This window comes from Streptomyces sp. NPDC001890 (genome assembly GCF_042891445.1).
GTDB lineage: Bacteria > Actinomycetota > Actinomycetes > Streptomycetales > Streptomycetaceae > Streptomyces.
In genome coordinates, this window is the sequence record NZ_JBIATE010000055.1 from 1 (window position 1) to 16,713 (window position 16,713).

Here is a 16,713-nt window from a genome sequence, read left to right on the forward strand (position 1 = left end):
CATCGAGCCGGAGAACACGTTCTGGCGGCGCGGGATCCAGGCATGCGTGCGGTACGTGAAAGAGACCGGGACGGATCAGTTGCGGGTGCCGTACGGCTACGTCACCCCGGACGGCTGGGTGCCGGCGGGGTTCCCGCTCGGGACGTGGCTCGCCGACCAGCGGAAAAACCACAAGGCGGGGTGTCTGGATGTAGGGCGGGTGGAACAGCTGGCCGGGCTGGGCATGGTCTGGTCCCATCAGGACGTCGCGTTCGAGGAAGGCCTCACAGCCGCCCGCGCCTGGGCCACCGTGCACGGGCACCTGCTGCCTCCCACGACCGCGGTCTGGGACGGATACCCGGTCGGGGTCTGGGTCAAGAACCAGCGATACGCAGCCCGGGCCGCGGATCAGATCGTGCAGCGGCGGCAGGCCAGCCTCCCGTCCCCTCCAGTGCGGGCGCGCTGACCGAGGCACGGCGCGCAGCGTTGGAGGAGATCGATCCGGGCTGGTGCCCGGTATGGGATACGGGGTGGCAGCGGTGCTTCCGGCTCGTCCAGAACCTGCTCCAGGACGGCGGGGTCTTGCCGGTGGTGGTCGGCAAAGTGATCGTGCAGGGCGAGGACCTCGGGAGGTGGGTCGCGGCGCAGCGGCATGGGTGGGAGCAGCTCCTGCCCGCGCAGCAGTGGCTGCTGGAGAACGTCCTCGGGATCGAGCCCGCCGAGGAAGCAGAACGGCCGGTGAAACGGACGCAGGACACCATGTGGGCCCTCAACCTGCGTGCGGCACAGCAGTACCACACCCGTGAGGGGCACTTGCGGGTGCCCCGGAAGCACGTCGAGCACCTGGAAGGAGGTGTCGCAGTGGGACGTCAGAACGGCGCTGAGGAGCCTGTGACCGTACGGCTGGGCACATGGCTCGACAACGTACGCAAACGTGCCGACAGGCTCACCGAACAACGCCGAGCCGACCTCAACCACCTCGGCATGCGCTGGTAGGGGGCGGCAGGGGAACGCGCGAGGGGCGGGCACAGGGTGCCCACACCTGTCAGAGAACGGTGCCGTGGAGGGCGCGGCGGTCTGAGGTGAGTGCGTAGCGGCGGGCGACGAGGGCGTGGTCGGGGTCGATGCCGATGTCGTTGCAGAACCGGGTGAGGGTGTCGGTGGCCTGGTCGTCGGAGAGGTAGGCGCGGGGGGCGACTTCGAGGAGCAGTTCCCCGACCTGGTAAATGCGGGTGGCAAGGTCGCCTACGTGCTGATCCCACCCACCGCCGGCGCCAAGACCCTCGCCCTGGAACTCGCCTGCTACCTCGGCATCCCCGTGAGCGGGCGCATGTCCCAGGCCCAGATCGTGAGCTCGCTCTGCCACACCTACACCGCTGCCGTTCGAAGCAACCGCTTCCTGCTCGGAGGTGAACCGGTCATCGCCTGCGTGGCGGCCAGGTCACCGGCTCCGCATCGCCGGGCTGCGGGGCGATCCCGGGGGCCGGCCGCCACGGATCCGGATCGGGTGAGTCCTTCAGCAGGCCGTTGGACTTCACGTCCAGTGCGATGCCGAGGGAGTCCAACACAACGATATTGGCCTCGCTCGTCCCATCAGCGTGGCTGATCCCTGGGAATCGGTCAGTTACGTGTGCAGGGTTCCGTCGAGGATGGTGACCGCGTACCCGGTGAGATGGACGCGGTCACCGAGCACGGCGGTCCTGACAAGCCCGGTGCGCGCGGATGCCTGCAGGCCGGTGAGCCCGTTGCGGCCGATCCGCGCCGACCAGTAGGGGGCCAGGGCGGTGTGGGCGCTTCCTGTGACCGGATCCTCGAGGATGCCCTCGGCGGGTGAGAAGAAGCGGGAGACGAAATCATACTCCAGGCCGGGTCCGGGCGCCGGGGCCGTGATGATGACGCCGCGTAGGCCCTCACGGCGGGTCAGGTCGGCTATCGCGTCGAGGTCGGGGGTCACAGACCGGACGGTGGCCTCGTCGGGCAGGACGGTCAGCAGGTCACCGAGCGCACCGGTACGGAAGGCGGCCTCCGGCTTCACCCCCAGGGCCTCCGGCAAGCCTTCCGGCACCGGGACTTCCGTGCCGGGCGCAGCTGGAAAGTCCAGGGTGATGCTGCCGTCCTCGTGTGCCTGCGCGGTGAGGATGCCGCTGAACCGGTTGCGGAAACGCAGCGCGCCGACAACCCCTCGCTCCCGCCGCAGCGTATGTGCCGTGGCCAATGTGGCATGGCCGCACAGATTGGTCTCGACGAGCGGAGCGAACCAGCGGATCTCCCAGTCCGCGCCTTCGCCCGCGGGGAGCTGCCGCGCGAAGGCCGTCTCCGAGTGATTCATCTCGGCAGCAATCCGCTGCATCCAGGCAACTTCAGGCCAGTCTCCGGCATCAAGCAGGCACACGCCCGCAGGGTTGCCGGAGAAGGGCCGGTCGGTGAAGGCGTCTACGACGTGGATACGCATAGCGCGACCGTAGCGGCACCAGTCGCAGCAAAACCAAGTCCAATTCGAGATAAGTGGACTGCTTTTCAGTCCTGAGTCCCACTCGTTATCCGATCCCGCCGAAGGTCGGCGCCTGGCCGATCTGCTGGGACGGGCTGACAGCCGCGCCCGCCTATGCTCCCGGTACTGCTTTCGACGCCGGCTGCTGTTGTACGGCCTGCGCGGCCACCAGCACCGCCGGCCTCATCACCCCGTCGGCCCGGACCGTACCGCCGCTGATCCACGTGTTCGGCGGGGTTCCACGCGTGCATCTCGACGACCTGGTCCCCGAAAGGCGCGAGGAGCGGCGCTCCGGTGCGTCCGGTCACCGTCGGGCTGACGTACCCGTCCATGGCCAGGTCACGCAACCGACCGTCCGGGCGGTGAGCTACGCCGCCGCATCCTGACCCCGCTCGTCGCCGCCGTCGAAGACGGTCTGGACCGCGGTGACTTCCACGACTGCGCCCCCACGGCGTCGCCACCATCGCCATGGCATTCCTCGACGGCCTGACCAACCAGCTCCTCACCGACCCCGATGCCCCGTCCCTCGACGACGCCCGCCGCCTGGCCGGACACCAACTCGCACGCAGCCGGCTACCACAGCACCCTCCCCTTCCAACCCCTCCCCCAACCCCCGCCCAGCCGGGCCACCCCCCGCCGCCGCGCATCACGAGCCCCCTCACCCCCACCACCAACACCTGAACACCCTGAACAGGATGCAGCCAGGCCCGGTGAACTGCTTCACGACGTCATCGGAATCGCAGACGCGCGCCCGCCGACCACGGACGAATGCTGGGCAACGAACAGTTCCGCCCGTGATGCAACCGTCACTGCTGCGGTCGGCGAGGCGGTCTTGTGGAACCTCCGTCGCGAACGAGGCCTGAGTCGCGCCGGCCTGGGGAGGGGCTTTCCGTACTCGTCGGTACTCGGGCCCGCTGGAGTGCGTGCGCACCTCCCGAACTGCCCGAGAAACGCTGCGCCTCGTCAGGCTCTGGCTCATTTTCTGTGGAATGGAGCCGTTCTTTGGTGCCCGACGGCCAGCAGACTGACACGACAGTGGTACGGAGCGCGGTTCGACCCGATATCGGTTGGGCTACAGGCGTCCGCCCGCTGCCGGGGACGGGTTCAGGGCCCGGTTGAGTGCGGTCATGCGGTAGTGGGTGATGCGGGCGCTGAGCTCGGCGTCGGGGGCGAGCAGTTCGCTGGCGTGGATGCCGCCGGGGTAGACGTGGAGTTCTACGGGGACGCCTGCTTGCATGAGCCGGTTGGCGTAGGCGATGTCTTCGTCGCGGAAGAGGTCGAGGTCGCCGACGTCCAGGTATGTGGGCGGCAGCCCGCTGAGGTCGTCCGGGCCTAGACCACTGCACGCCTCGGTGCACATGCCCCGCATCGGCTGCGGCCTGGCCAGCGGCACCTGGGACCACGTGGAACCCCTAGTCACCGATGCGCCGTACCCACCGGGGCGGCGGGCCGGTCAGCGGACGTCGTCGTGGAACACCGGTTTCCCCGCCAGCAGCCGGTCGAACAGCTCGTACCGGTCCAGGCGCAACTCGTCATCGCCGTCGCTGTCGTCGTCCTTGGTGAAGACCTCGTCCACCAGCAGCGCGCGCAGCTCCTCCCGCAGGCCCTCCCGCTCGTCCCATCCCAGGCGGTAGGTGTCGTAGTCGAGGTGGATGCCGGCGTCCACCGTGGCAGCCCCGCGATCCCCCGGGTCCTCCTCCAGGACCAGCCGCGCCCGGACGGTGCCCGCGGCGGTCGTACGGGGGTCGAGGCAGACGCAGGAGACGATGTCCGCTCCGAGATCGCCCCGGACCAGCAGGTCGCCAGCACTGAACACCACGCGCGCCGTCAGGTTCCCGCCGACGACGATCCGGGAGCCGTCCTCGCGGTCGTACAGGCAGCCGCCGACGGTGAGCGAGCCGGTGACCACGATCGCCGTCGGCACATACAGATGGCCGGTAACGACGAGGTCGCCCTGGTGGAGCAGCGGCTCCCACAGCTCCTGATCACCCGTCAGGCGCCGGGCTGAGCCATAATCACTGCGCACCTCGGTGCCGCGCTCCAGCAGCCGCCAGAACGCGTCGGGACCACCGTCGTGGTGATTCAGATCGGTGAGGATCTGCCCGACACCCCGGGTGGCGGTCGGCAACTCCCGACCGCCTTCCGCGCCCCGCCAATCGGGACCGCTCTTCATCGGTTCAACGGGGTCAACTGCCATGCGGTGCAGGGTAGTGTCCTGCACTGACAACCGGCCCGACGCGGACGAGGCAGGCAAGGCCGACTGTCACAGGCACCTCCTCCCGTCACGCCGTCAGCCGTCGCCCTCCCGCCAGCCGAGCGCGCCGCCGATGACGAGGCCCCGTCGACGATCACATAATCCGGCCAGTGCGAAGGCGTGCGTTCGGCGTCCAGCTCGCCCCGGACGAAGACCTCCTCCTCCACCGCCCAGGTGCGGGCCCAGTCCCCGACCCGCACCAACGGTGCGGGCGCGGTCAGCCGATTGGCCACCAGCCCTCGATCACCTGCACGTGCGTCACCAGCGCGCTTGCACCGCCCGGACACACCTCATCGACAATCCCGGACAGATCCAGCCGACGAGTGAACTCGGAAACGACAGGCAGAGCGCCCAGACGTTCCTCCACCACGGAGGTCACCGCTACTTCACAGCGCTGACGCTGGGACCGTGGCCGCGGGGACCGGGAAGACTTCGACACACCCCACCCAACGCCACACCACCGGCCCGGGACACCCCCTGACCGGTCACACCATACGCATCAACAACCCGCGAAGTACGGGTCTAGGAACCGTCCGAGGGCAAGGAGAAGCAACACAGGTACGAGGCACTCCTGGCAACGCTGAAGGGAAGAGACCGTGTCTGGACGCGCGCACAGAACGTCAGTGCCTCAGGAAGGAACGGGCAGTGCCAGGAAGGTGGTTCGCTTAGCAGGCGCGCCTAGGAGGGCGGTGCCGTCCGACATCGCCCTCAGCGCCTTCCGGTCACAGGAAGCAGCAGTGCGAGGCGCGGTTGGCTGGGGCAGGCCGCCAGGCCGACGGGTACATGCGCTCAGTGGGCCTCGGCTTGCACGTCCGTACGGAACACTGGCAGACCCTCGCGGAGCCGGGCGAACAGCAAACCCCGGTCCATCTTTTCCTTGCCCTCGTCCTCATCCTCGTCCTCGTCGACGGCGAAGACCTCGTCCACCAGCAGCTCGCGCGACTGCTCCTGGACGCCGTCGCCGTGTCCCTGCTGGAAGTCGTCCAGGTCGAAGTGGAGATCCGCTTCCACCGAGGCGATCGTCGCGTGCTCGTCCTCGATGACCAGGCGGGCGCGGATGGTGCCCGCCTGGAGCGTGTTGTCGTTGTAGTAGCCGTAGACGACGTCGGCCTCGATGTCTCCGTCGACGGACATCTCGCCGTCGGTGAACACCCCTCGGGCCGTCACCCTGCCGCGGATGGCCACCACCGAATCGGGGCCGGCGTCCGCCAGCACGCCTTCCACCGCCAGGGAGCCGGTGACCACGAAGGGGGCCACCACATCCAGGTCGCCCTTCACCACCAGGTCGCCGTGATGGAAGAACGGCGTGTCCACCGACTGGTCGCCGGCCAGGGTGCGCGTCGCACCCGTCCCGCCGAGCACCCTGGCGCACAGCTCGGGAAGATGCGGCAGATGGTCGGGATCGCAGCCGGCGCCCAGTCCGGCCACGAAGTCCTGGTAGCTGTCGAAGTCCGGCTCCACCCGCCTGGTGAGCCAGCCGCTGTCGTCCGGGATCCCGGCGGCCTCACACACCTCGGACAGCTCGGCCCGCATCACCCCGGCCGCTTGCCGCAGCGCCTCCATGTCGATGGGCAGCGGCCCGCCCTCCACCACGGGATACCGCACATGCGCCGGGGCACCCGCAGCCTCCAGCAGAGCCACGATCTCCGACCGTGCCTGCCGCTGCTCCATGCTGTACTCCGGCAGACGCAACGCGATCCCCAGCGGAGTCCGGCCGAGGCCGTTGACCGCGGCGTTGTCGGCGCCGTGCTCCAGCAGCAGCTTCACCAGCCCCGGTCGCGCCGAACGGACGGTCGCGTGCAGCGGAGTGTCTCCGCGATCGTCGACCACGTCGGTCGGTGCGCCATGGCCGAGCAGGAAGGCGTAGAGCGGCACGGCTGCGCAGCTCTCGTGGGCGAGGGACCCGCCAGAGGTGGAGCGGATCTTGCCGTCCAGCCGGGCGCCGTGCTTGACGAGCAGGGCCAGCACCTCCACGGAACGCCGCACCACGGCCGCCGGGTCGGAGTCGTTCAAGGCCACGGCCCACACGGCGGGGGTGACACCGTGGTTGTCGACGGCGTGCACATCGGCGCCGCACTCCAGCAGCGCCCGTATCACCGCAAGGGAAGGCAGCGGGTCGTCGGCGCTGTACGGGGCCTACACCGCCCGGTGCAACGCGGTGGCGCCGTCCTCGTCACGCGTCGAGGCATCCGCCCGTCCGCATTCAGTGAACGAACCAGTGCGGCACCCTCGGCGGGGTCACCGCCACGATCAGGCGCGACAGCAGCAAAAAGGGATTCCCTCATGACTTTGTTCATGGTGAGGACTCCTGAACGGCGTACTGACAACGGATCCCGGCAGGCCGGACACCGGACCTGGCTGGACGTAGTACATATGACCAGGCCGTTGGTCATGAGCAGGGCGGTTCTGGCGGTTTCCGTGGCCGAGTGCGTAGTTCTACTGACATCGGCGCCGGTCGAGACGCACCGGGGAGAGACGGCGCCATGCTCGGATGGGCCCGGCACCACAGGCCCGCCCTATCACGAAGGAGAAGGAAGCCGTGCGGCTCGACAAAGAAGGTCAGGTCAGTTCAATTCCGGAGATCCTCGAACAGTTTCCCGGCCGCGAGTGGTCCTGGGCGCTGGAGGCGTTCGAGTACTGGGGCGCACCGCCGACGGTGCGGCTCTACCCCTCTGGATGCACGACGACGCAGCCGGTCGACACCGGCGACGGCCCGTATTTCGTGGTGGTGGACGGCGACCTCACGTCCACCGCCCCCGTGGAATTCGTGACGTGCGACTACACCCCGGGGCTCGTGATCGTGACCGGGAGCCTGAACGCCCCCTTGCTGTACTTCGCCAACAACATCCGTGTGTTCGTCGGTGGCGACGTCCGCGTCAGCGGTGCCTGTCTTGGGCAACTCGGAGACCGCAACGCCATGCTCACCGTCGAGGGCGAGCTCCACGCACGCACCCTGATCCTGGGCTCATACGCCGAGGTCTGCGCGGACAAAGGCATCCGTGCGCTCGTCTACGCCCACAGGTTGGATCAACTCTGCCCCGACATCGTCAACGACGGCTTGGGAGACGACTCCCCCTTCTTCCGCCCGGAGTTGCTCGACCACCGCGAGAACTACCCCCCCCAGACTGTCCGTTCCCGCGGCGGTCGAGGCCGCCTTCGCCGGGGAGGAACTGTTCCTGCCGGGGGTGGAGGAGAGCTTTCCCGCACGCCTGGCGCTGCGCCGCGCCTCCGCATGACAGGCTCCCGGTGACGGCACCGGACTTCCGTACCAGGTTGGACAGTTCCACGGATGCCCACGCCGGACGGCACATGCCAGGCCCCCCTCCGAGCCGCCGGGCCCACCTCAGCCCCCCAGGGCCGCCGCAATCCCCCGGGCGGCTGCGGCCCCATGTCGGTCCGGAGCGCCCGGCGGTTCTCCACGACCCCTTGTGCCGAAGGTCAGCGCACGCCGCCCTCGGGGCAGCCGACGCTCGCAGGACCGACAGGTCGGCGCGCAGCTCCGCGCGGGGCGGCCTGCGCGAGCCCCGCAGCGAGGACGACTGTCAGTCGGCCGCGGGCGCAGTCACATCCCCCCGGGAAACGGCTCCTCACGCCGGGCGCTGTCGATCATCCTGCGCAGGAACTCCACGAAGGGCACGCCGCCGTCCATCCGGTCCGGCTCCTCGTCGTGGTACCAGACGTGGACGCGGTCGTCGCCCTCGTGCTGGAGCGAGAGCAGAACGAAGTTCGCGTACCCGTCATGGCCCATTACCGGCATCATCCTCGTCATATCCACGACGCCCGCGTTCTCCTCGTGCCAGCCGTCGTGCAGCCAGCGGGTGTAGAGCGTGTGCGCCCCCGGAATGTCCGCGGGATGGATGAAGTTCTGTGTTGTCGGCTCCAGGGCGGCACCGGGCATCGCTTTCATAGGCTGGAGCAGCGTTCCGGTGCCGATCACGCGCAGAAAGGCCCGGTAGTCGGCCGGAAGCGGCCCGAACCGCGCTTCGAGGGCGGCGATGTCGTCCTCGCTGACCGGGCTGAGGTCGCCGGTCGGATCGAGCCAGGCCTCCGCGTCCAGCTTCTCCTCTTCCCATCCGTGGTCGTCGAGAAGCTTGGGCACCCAGTGCTCGCGATACCAGGTGCGGTACTCCTCGAAGAGTCCGGTCAGTCCGGCGGCGGTCGCGTCCCCGGCCGGTATGCGGAGCTCTGACGCCCCGGACGGCGAGGGCTCCAGGTGGGGCGCCTGCCGGAAGTAGTCCTCGATCAGCGGGGCGAGCCTGCGGTTGCCCCGCCAGGCCGCCAGCCGCTCCGCCGCGTCCTGGGTGCGGATCATGGCGAGATGGCGGGCGAACACCAGCCGCTCGTTGTTGCCGCGGGCATGGCGCATCGCCGCGTCCAGGACGGGAGCGGCGCCCGTCCCTTCCTGTGCCAGCAGGGTCAGCAGGGTCGCCTCGTCCAGACAGCCCGGCTGCCGTTCGACGAGCCGCTCGCCCCAGTCGACACCGGCGGTGGTGACCAGCATCCGCACCACCTTGTCACCGCCACCTCCCTGGGCGAGGCAGTCCTCGGCCGCCCGGTCGGCCCACTCCCGTTCATCGGGGAACACGAAGGACAGCGCCGCCTTCACCGGCACCGGCGCCGCGTCGAACGCGGCTGCCGCGACCGCGCGCGCCGCATGGTGGTCCGCCTCGTCGGCCACCGCGAGCACACCCCGCAGCAGCCGCCAGCTCGATTCGCACTCGGCTACCTGGAACGAGACATGTGCGGTGGTCTCGATGAGCCAGGTCCCGCTCCGCTCCAACCCCGGGTCGCAGTGGACCTCGTGCTCGTTGTGGGCCAGTTCATGCAGCCGCAGCATCGCGCGCAGCGTCCATACGGCGCCCTCGGCCGCCAGCCAGAACGGCACCGCGTCCCACGACGCCTGCAACTGCAGCTCCACCATGGCCACTTCCACGTCCAGGTCAAGCACGTCCGGAAGCTCACCGCTGCGGTACAGCGCCGCCGCCCTCAGCCCGAGCGCGGCCATCGAAGGCGCCGCGTGCCGCGCCCCCTCCTCCACCTCGTGGACCGCGTACTCCCAGCCTTGGTCCTTGGCGTGACGGCTCTTGTCACGCGCCTCAACGAAGCAGCCCGCGGCGTCGAACGGCGGCACCGCCGCCAGCCAGCACGGCCCCCGGTCGAGCCCCTCGGTCAGATGGTCCGGATTGACCCGCGCCCGGGTGGAATACACCCTGCCGCGCTGCTCCTCGGTCCACACCACGTCACCGGCCACACGTTCCTCCCACAGCAGTCCGCAGCAATCGAACTGGTTTCCCGTACCCACACTGACAGTCTGGTCGGATGGCAATCCGACGTCCCGTCGCCCGTCCTCTGTCGAGCGAGGTTCAGTGAAACTACGCAACTCGACCCGCACTCCACGGCACGGAGGCCCTCCGGGACGCTCGGCCGAGGGGCGTCCCGGTCCGGGTCCGGCCGACGGCACTGGTCACGAGGGCGGCGGCGTGCCTGGTGCCGTAACCGTGTGGCGGGCCACCAGGGTGGCGAGGGCCGCGCGGGACGGAACGCCCGTCTTGCGGTAGACGCGGGCAATGTGGCTCTCGACCGTGCGCGGACTGAGGAAGAGCCGGGAGGCCACGGCCTGGTTGGTGAGACCCTCTGCGACCAGTTCCGCTATCTCCCGTTCCCGCGAGGTCAGCTGGGCCAGCCCTGCGGCCGGTCCGGACGGCTCCGCCGACCCGTCCGTGTCACCCAGCACCTCCGGGCGCTGCTGGTCGGCCAGGGCGACCAACAGCGTGGCCCCGCCCTCGGCAGCCTGCCGACGGGCACGGCGCCACATGGCGGCCGCGCCGGCGCCGTCACCGGCGGCCCTGGTGAACGCGGCGCCGAGCAGCAGGCTCTGGGCCTCCCGGAGGGTCGCCCCGGACAGCGCGCTCTCCCGGGCGGCTCCGGCGAACGCCCGTGCAGCCGCGACCGGGTCCCCGCGGTGCGCCTCGATCCGGCCGAGGGCGCGCAGCGCCGCTGCCCGCCGGGTCGGCAGGTCGAGCTGTTCGGCCTCTTTGAGGGCACGTTCGGCCGCGTGTTCGGCTTCTTCCGTCTCGCCGACGGCCAAGGCGGCGGCGACGAGCAGTTCCAGGAACTCCGGGAGGAGGGAGGGCTGAATCCGGGGCAGGTCCCTGCTCCCGCCCGTCTCCAGCAGGATGTCCCGTGTCCGGTGCGGGTCGCCGGCGCCCATCGCGGCGAAGGCGAGCAGGGACCGTGCCAGCGTGGACCACCAGCTCTCGCCCGTGCCCTCCGCCGCTGCCGCCGCCTCCTCCGCGGCGGCCAGGACGTCCGGATCGCCCGGCGGGCGGGCCTGCATGAGGAACAGGGACCGGATCGCGAGGGTGAAGCCGAGCAGTTCGCCGCTGCCCAGGGCACGGGCGATGGCCGCGGCCTCGTCGGCCAGCTCCAGCGCCGTGGTGACCCTGCAGGTCAGGAAGTGGGCGTACGCCTTGCACAGCAGGAGCTGCGACAGGACGTAGAACCGGCCGGTCCGCCGGGCGATCTCCGCACCGCGGTCGCTGTGCCGCTCGGCGTCCGTGTACCGGTCGAGCATCACCTCGGTCCAGGCCAGTCTGACCAGGGGCTCGCACAGCCCGGCGAGGTCGCCGTCGGTGAGCGCGTCCGCCAGCCCCGCCGTGGTCCGGGCGAGCCGACGGGCCTCGGCCGTGTCACCCTCGTACGCCTCGCTCATGGCGGCCAGCGTCAGGGCGCCCATCTCGCCGAGTCCGTCACCCAGATCGCGGGCGCCGCGCAACGCCTCGGCCAGTTCTTCCCGTACGTCGGGGAAGCGGGCGACGAACTGCGCGCGGCAGCACCATTCGATGACGAGACCGATCCGCTGGGACGGTGACGGCCCGGGCCTCCGGTCCAGTTCGCGGCGCAGCAGCGCGTCGGCCTCGGCGTAGCGCCCGAGCTGACGCTCCATGACGGCGCACTGCACGACCGCGGAGGTACGGAGCGCGTCCTCGCCGTCCTTGTTGCCGGCGGGCATGTCGATCACTCGGTGGAAGAGGTCTCTGCTCTCCCACAGCGCCCCGGTCGTGCCGAGCGCTCCGGCGCGCATCAGCATCAGCTCACGGCGTTTGTCGAGGTGTCCGGGGGTGTTGGGCAGGATCGCGAGAACGACATCGAGCCAGTGGGCCGAGGCGGCCGGGGCCGTCACGGCGGTCTGTTCGGCGGCGCTGGTCAGGACTGCGGCGGCCTCCGGGTCCCAGCCGGTCAGTGAACGCTCGATGTGGTGCGCCCGCTCGGTGAGGGGTGCGCCGGCCTCGGCCAGTTCGGCCGCCGCCCTGCGGTGGAGCTCCTGCCGCCGCCAGGGGTCGGTAGTGTCGTGGACCAGCGCCCGGATCAGCGGGTGGCGCAGTGCCAGACGGCGTCCGGCCTGGTCCGTACGGATCAGATCGCGGCGCATCACCCCGCGCAGGGCCTCGACGACGTCGGGAACGGGTGAGCCGGTGAGAGCGGCGATAAGGTCGGCCGTGGCATGGTCGCCGAGCACGGCGGCGGCTTCCATGGTGCCGCGCTCCAGTGGGTCCAGAGGGGCGAGCTCGTCGAGCAGCAGTGCTTCCAGGCCTGCGGGCGGACCACCGTCCCGGACCGGGGGCCCGGGCAGCCGGGCGGCGCGATGTGCCGTCAGGAGCGCCAGGAAGTACAGCGGGTTGCCCTCGCTCGCGGCGTACATCTCGGCCGCCCGCTGCTGCGGCAGGTCGCGGGCCAGTTCCTCGACGCATTCCCGTTCGTCGAGCGGGCCGAGAGAGATCCGCAGCACCGCGCCGGTATCGGCCCCGCGCGCCAGCGCCGTGGTGAGCGCCGCCGGGGCCTGACGGTCACGGCGCGACACGACGAGCAGGAAGGGGGCCTTCACGGGGTGCCGCACGAGGTGGTCGACGAGTTCCAGGGACGCCGGGTCCGCCCAGTGCAGGTCGTCGAGGACCACGACGAGCCGCGCGCCCCGGATGCGGCGCAGTGCGTCCGCGGTGGCCCGGTAGAGGCCGAAACGGTCCCTGTTCCACAGCTCGCCCGAGGGCTCGGCCCTCCCCCGCAGCACCAGAGGGAGCTCCCGCAGCGACGGGAACACTCTGAGCACCCCCTGATCGAGGTCGGCGAACGCGTCGACGAACGGCTGGAACGGACTGTGCCGTTCGAACTCGGTGGCCCGGCCGCGCAACACGGCCGCCCCGCGGCGGCGGGCGAGCGAACTGAACTCCGCCAGCAACCGGCTCTTGCCAATACCGGCCTCACCGGTGACGTCAACGAGGGCCGGACCACCGGCTCCCATGTGCTGCAGGGCTGCGTCGAGCCGGCGGAGCTCGGCCGACCTGCTCACGAACGGCACGCTGTTCGTGCACCTGCCCGGCCCCCTGTACAACTCAACCACCACGATCTCCCTCGGAACGCCGCCACGGCACGCCAGGGCCCCGGTGGCTGCTACGACACGGAGCTGGGCGAATGTCGCTGTCAGACAGCGTTCTACAGCACGAGTACGACAATGCTGTCCCTTCGTGGCGGGCCCGGCCCGCGCCGGTCAGGGGCGCATGGTGACCGACGTACGGGCAGCGCGTCACACTGCTGACCAGTCGCTACGGGACACCCCGACAGCTCCGTAGTAATACCTAACCGCTCCTGATATGAGGCCTGCTGTCGGTGCCCTGGCCTAGGCCAGGGCAGCACGTCACCTATCCAGTGATCACTAACGGATTTGCCACACGTGCAAGACCCGCCTTGGGACGGGCGGGTCTTCGGGGCACGGAGGCTGGGCGAAGGTGTGCCTACGCCTCGGCGACGGCATCCATGGCAGCGGACAGCTGCTCCAACATCCGTACGGTCTCCTCGAATTGCTCCTTGCCCAGCTCGGCGGCGAGCCGGGCGGCGAGCGCGGCGTGGCCGGGATCGATGCGCCGGACCGCGGCGCGCCCCTCGTCGGTGGGGCGCAGTAGCTTGGCGCGGCGGTGGGCGGGGTTGGGCGCGTACTCGGCGAGGCCCTTGCCGACCAGCAGGTCGGCGACGCGCTGCACGCCCTGCCGGGTCATGCCCATGGCGCGGGCGATCCCGGAGGCGGGCAGGGGCTCGCGGAGCACGGCCCCGAGGACCTGCCACCAGGAGGCGGTGAGTCCGGCGGGCTTGGCCAATCGCTCCGAGACGGAGAGGAATTGGCCGTTGAGCCGGAAGACGCCGAGCGCGGTGCGGCTCAGCAGTTCCCCGTTTGCGGGTTCCTGGCTCATGAGTCGGCGTTCAGGATCTCGTAGGCGGCCAGGTCCGAGTCGTGGAACAGCCGGTACCAGGCGTCGAGCTTCTCGCCCTCGTACGCCCCGAGCCGTGCGAAGACCTCGCGGGCGAACGCGACCGGTTCGGTCGGCCCGGCCGTGATGAGGTCGCCGTCCGTCACCGCGTCCGCGTCGACGTAACGTTCGCCGCCCTTGTACCCCGTGGCGGCGAGGTAGAAGGAGACCGCGCTCGTGTGCGCGCGGTCGTCGAGCAGACCCTCGCGGGCCAGGCCCGCCGTCGCACCGCAGATCGCGGCGACCGGCACCCCGGCGTCCAGGAAGCCGCGCGCCGCCCGGGCGAAGGGGGCGAGCGTGTCATCGGTGTCCCAGAGCCCGGCGCCGGGGAGCACCAGGAGCGCGCTGTCCTCGGGGCGCAGGTCCGCGAGCGCGAGGTCGGGCAGGATGCGTAGCCCGCCCATGGTGGTGACGGGGCCGGTGGTGGGGCCGACCGTCCGTACGGTGAAACCGGCCTGCGCGAGATGGGCGGTGGTGTGCCCCGTCTCCCAGTCGGCGAGGGTGTCGTACACGGCCAGGTGCACGGTCCTGCGGATGTCGGTCATGACGCCTCCTCGGCGGAACTGTCCCATCGGCCTCGCTCTCCGACGACGACCACGAGTGACCGTCGAGAGAACGACAACATGCTGTCATCATGACAGCTTACTGTCAATTTATTCCGGCGGTCCGGCCGTGTGCCGACCCCGTGTGCCGACAACCCGACGCCCTGCCCACCAAAGCGCCCCACGGGCGCTGTCACGTTGTTGAGTGTGTGCGTGCCTGACGGTGTGTCGGGTGTGGTGGGGCCGGGTTCCGGCTCCGTGCTCAGGCCGCGGCAGGCAGGCCGGCGCCGCCGGTGATCTGATCCCAGATGGCGAAGCGGGTGGTCATCTCGGTGCGGTAGTGGGCGACGGTCATCAGGTGGCGGCGTGGTCGGAAGTGGGGTGAGATGCCGCTGAACACGGCCAGGAACTGCTGGGCTCCGCCGACGCTACGGAAGCCTTTCATGGCGCGTTCTCGCTGCCGGGTGGGCTGGTGGCTGTTCTCGGCCCGGTTGTTGAGGCCCTTGTGAGAGCGGTGTTCCACGGAGGGCATGACCTCGCGGTGGGCCGCCCCGTAGGAACGGAGCTTGTCGGTGACCACCACCCGCGGTACCGAGCGGGTCGTCTTCAGCAGGCGGCGGAAGAAGCGCCGGGCCGCGGCCTTGTCCCGCTGGTTCCGGAGAAGGATGTCGAGCATGTTGCCGTCGGCGTCGATGGCCCGCCACAGGTACTTCAGCTCGCCGTTGATCTTGATGAAGGCCTCGTCCAGGTGCCATTTGGCCCCGGGGCGAGGCCGCCTCCAGCGCAGGCCGTTGGCGTAGGCCTGCCCGAACTTCGCGCACCAGCGCGCTGGCACACCCGACCCACCACCGCCCTTGAAACGCCGACGTTGGCACGCCCCTGGGGTGTCGGCCACGCGGCAGCCCCCGGGGGCGTACCGTGCGGGACGTGGTCAGCGGGGGGCCAGCACGACAACTTCGCAGCGTGGCAGGAGTGGTCACCGGAAGACGCGGTGGCATGCCGGACGATGGTCGACGCGGCCGGGACCTGGTGGCGAACAAGCCTGGCCCCATCCGGTTCGGCGGTGAAGGCTCAGTTGTCGCGTATTTCAGCAGCGCGGAGCGGTAGACCTGCGTTGACGCGCCGCTTCAGCTCACGGAAGTCATCGAAACCGTCCACGTAGGTGATCGCGTTGCCGTTGTCGTCATGGTCGTCGAACACGCGCAGCAGGTCGCGGTCGAAATGCTCCAGCATGCGGAGGTCATCTATGTCGATCACGGCGGCCGGTCGGGTCGCGATCTCCAGGCTCGGCTCACCGATCACCGCGTTGACGATGAGCGCGCCACCGATGGTGAAGTGATGGGTTTCGCCGTAGAAGAGCCGGGCATGGACGTCGCCGCCGATGTAGGCGCCACAGTCGTTGTAATCACCGATGAGCCGATCGGTGCTCAGGTCGCCGTGGACCTCGAGCCAGCCGCCGGTCACCACGTCGCGTGCCCGCATGTTGCCGGTCACCAGCAAAAAGGACTCGGGATAGTCGGCATCGCCGTACGCGCCGTCGACGACCAGATCGCCGAGCACGACCAAGAGGTAAACGCTCTCGTCTGCCAGGTCGAGGTCGCCGGTTATGTGCAGGTCGCCATCGACAAACCAGACATCGGCGGTGTAGTCGTCGATCTCGTCGAGCGCCGCGGTCACACGCTTGATCTTGTAGTCGCTGCGGAACCGGCCGATTGCCGTGATGACCTCGGCCTGGGAGACCTGATTCTTCTTGTAGCTACGCACGTGGGCAATCATGACCAGGACACTCTCCTCGTGTGATTGGCGCCGAGTTCTGTCGAAGTGCATCTGTCAGATGGCAAGCTGCTGAGCTGACCTCTTCGAGGGCGCACCGGCATGGTAAACACCCCTGCTGACACGCCCGCTCCGGCCCGACACTCCACGGCGAAATGCCGTAGCGCAATAGGTACTTCTACCGACACCACCGGGTCTGGAGGCACAACCGCACCTGTAGTCACAATCGCAGTCCGTAACAGCTGCCCCGCCTCACCAGGACCTGTCCAAAACGCCCAACTGAACCTTCCCCTTGATCGTGGACACCTGGAGACTGGGACGTGAGGTTCCAGAGGAAGTAGCACCAGGTGGGAAGCAAGTACACGAAGCGGTACA

Annotated in this window: 16 protein-coding genes and 1 pseudogene; 4 read left to right on the forward strand and 13 right to left on the reverse strand. The window is 69.8% G+C overall.

Annotated elements, in window-relative coordinates:
* Both ACFYY1_RS42025 and ACFYY1_RS42030 read left to right on the forward strand, forming a co-directional pair.
* Positions 1-445: helicase associated domain-containing protein (locus tag ACFYY1_RS42025; protein WP_388595291.1), on the forward strand; the 445-nt coding region annotated here is incomplete at its 5' end.
* 20 nt (positions 446-465) lie between these two features.
* A complete protein-coding gene (locus ACFYY1_RS42030) occupies positions 466-975 on the forward strand; it encodes a helicase associated domain-containing protein (protein ID WP_388595292.1) in 510 nt (169 codons plus the stop codon).
* A 49-nt stretch (positions 976-1,024) separates the two neighbouring features.
* Here ACFYY1_RS42030 and ACFYY1_RS42035 read toward each other — a convergent pair whose 3' ends face one another.
* The 4 genes from ACFYY1_RS42035 to ACFYY1_RS42050 all read right to left on the reverse strand — a co-directional run bounded on the left by ACFYY1_RS42035 (position 1,025) and on the right by ACFYY1_RS42050 (position 3,839).
* Positions 1,025-1,345 (reverse strand): hypothetical protein, encoded by a 321-nt coding sequence (locus ACFYY1_RS42035; protein WP_388595294.1) that lies wholly within the window; start codon positions 1,343-1,345, stop codon positions 1,025-1,027.
* Between the two features lie 52 nt (positions 1,346-1,397).
* Complete coding sequence (locus ACFYY1_RS42040; RefSeq protein ID WP_383726713.1) at positions 1,398-1,547, reverse strand: hypothetical protein; 150 nt, start codon at positions 1,545-1,547, stop codon at positions 1,398-1,400.
* A 56-nt stretch (positions 1,548-1,603) separates the two neighbouring features.
* On the reverse strand, positions 1,604-2,431 hold the full coding sequence (locus tag ACFYY1_RS42045; RefSeq protein ID WP_383726714.1) for a PhzF family phenazine biosynthesis protein: 828 nt from the start codon (positions 2,429-2,431) through the stop codon (positions 1,604-1,606).
* A gap of 1,111 nt (positions 2,432-3,542) precedes the next feature.
* Positions 3,543-3,839 carry an alpha/beta hydrolase gene (locus ACFYY1_RS42050; RefSeq protein ID WP_388595296.1) on the reverse strand — a complete coding sequence of 99 codons (297 nt, stop codon included), beginning with the start codon at positions 3,837-3,839 and terminating at the stop codon, positions 3,543-3,545.
* Here ACFYY1_RS42050 and ACFYY1_RS42055 point away from each other — a divergent pair.
* A pseudogene (locus ACFYY1_RS42055) lies at positions 3,811-3,894 on the forward strand (Appr-1-p processing protein); the annotation flags it as partial. The gene ACFYY1_RS42050 and the pseudogene ACFYY1_RS42055 sit on opposite strands and share 29 nt — an antisense overlap.
* Before the next feature lie 29 nt (positions 3,895-3,923).
* Here the strand turns inward: ACFYY1_RS42055 and ACFYY1_RS42060 are convergent.
* From ACFYY1_RS42060 to ACFYY1_RS42070, 3 genes are all read right to left on the reverse strand, one after another.
* Positions 3,924-4,667: a hypothetical protein gene (locus tag ACFYY1_RS42060; protein ID WP_388595298.1), complete on the reverse strand. Its 744-nt coding sequence runs from the start codon at positions 4,665-4,667 to the stop codon at positions 3,924-3,926.
* Positions 4,668-4,941: 274 nt separating this feature from the next.
* On the reverse strand, positions 4,942-5,103 hold the full coding sequence (locus ACFYY1_RS42065; RefSeq protein WP_383725552.1) for a hypothetical protein: 162 nt from the start codon (positions 5,101-5,103) through the stop codon (positions 4,942-4,944).
* Between the two features lie 410 nt (positions 5,104-5,513).
* Positions 5,514-6,821 (reverse strand): ankyrin repeat domain-containing protein, encoded by a 1,308-nt coding sequence (locus ACFYY1_RS42070; RefSeq protein ID WP_388595300.1) that lies wholly within the window; start codon positions 6,819-6,821, stop codon positions 5,514-5,516.
* A 442-nt stretch (positions 6,822-7,263) separates the two neighbouring features.
* On the opposite strand from ACFYY1_RS42070, the gene ACFYY1_RS42075 reads away from it, so the two are divergent.
* Positions 7,264-7,974, forward strand: a complete 711-nt coding sequence (locus tag ACFYY1_RS42075; protein ID WP_388595302.1) for a hypothetical protein — start codon at positions 7,264-7,266, stop codon at positions 7,972-7,974.
* A 312-nt stretch (positions 7,975-8,286) separates the two neighbouring features.
* Here the strand turns inward: ACFYY1_RS42075 and ACFYY1_RS42080 are convergent, their stop codons facing one another.
* From ACFYY1_RS42080 to ACFYY1_RS42105, 6 genes are all read right to left on the reverse strand, one after another.
* On the reverse strand, positions 8,287-10,026 hold the full coding sequence (locus ACFYY1_RS42080; protein ID WP_388595304.1) for an SMI1/KNR4 family protein: 1,740 nt from the start codon (positions 10,024-10,026) through the stop codon (positions 8,287-8,289).
* 162 nt (positions 10,027-10,188) lie between these two features.
* A complete protein-coding gene (locus tag ACFYY1_RS42085) occupies positions 10,189-13,071 on the reverse strand; it encodes an AAA family ATPase (RefSeq protein ID WP_388595305.1) in 2,883 nt (960 codons plus the stop codon).
* A gap of 442 nt (positions 13,072-13,513) precedes the next feature.
* Positions 13,514-13,966 (reverse strand): MarR family winged helix-turn-helix transcriptional regulator, encoded by a 453-nt coding sequence (locus tag ACFYY1_RS42090; RefSeq protein WP_388595307.1) that lies wholly within the window; start codon positions 13,964-13,966, stop codon positions 13,514-13,516.
* The gene (locus ACFYY1_RS42095; protein ID WP_388595309.1) at positions 13,963-14,568 is read right to left on the reverse strand and encodes a DJ-1/PfpI family protein; all 606 of its coding nucleotides are present in this window, start codon (positions 14,566-14,568) and stop codon (positions 13,963-13,965) included. Before ACFYY1_RS42095 ends, ACFYY1_RS42090 begins: the two co-directional genes overlap by 4 nt.
* A gap of 259 nt (positions 14,569-14,827) precedes the next feature.
* Positions 14,828-15,400, reverse strand: a complete 573-nt coding sequence (locus ACFYY1_RS42100; RefSeq protein ID WP_388595311.1) for an IS6 family transposase — start codon at positions 15,398-15,400, stop codon at positions 14,828-14,830.
* 236 nt (positions 15,401-15,636) lie between these two features.
* Positions 15,637-16,329, reverse strand: coding sequence for a hypothetical protein (locus tag ACFYY1_RS42105; protein WP_388595313.1), 693 nt, complete (start codon positions 16,327-16,329; stop codon positions 15,637-15,639).
* Between the last annotated feature and the right edge of the window lie 384 nt (positions 16,330-16,713).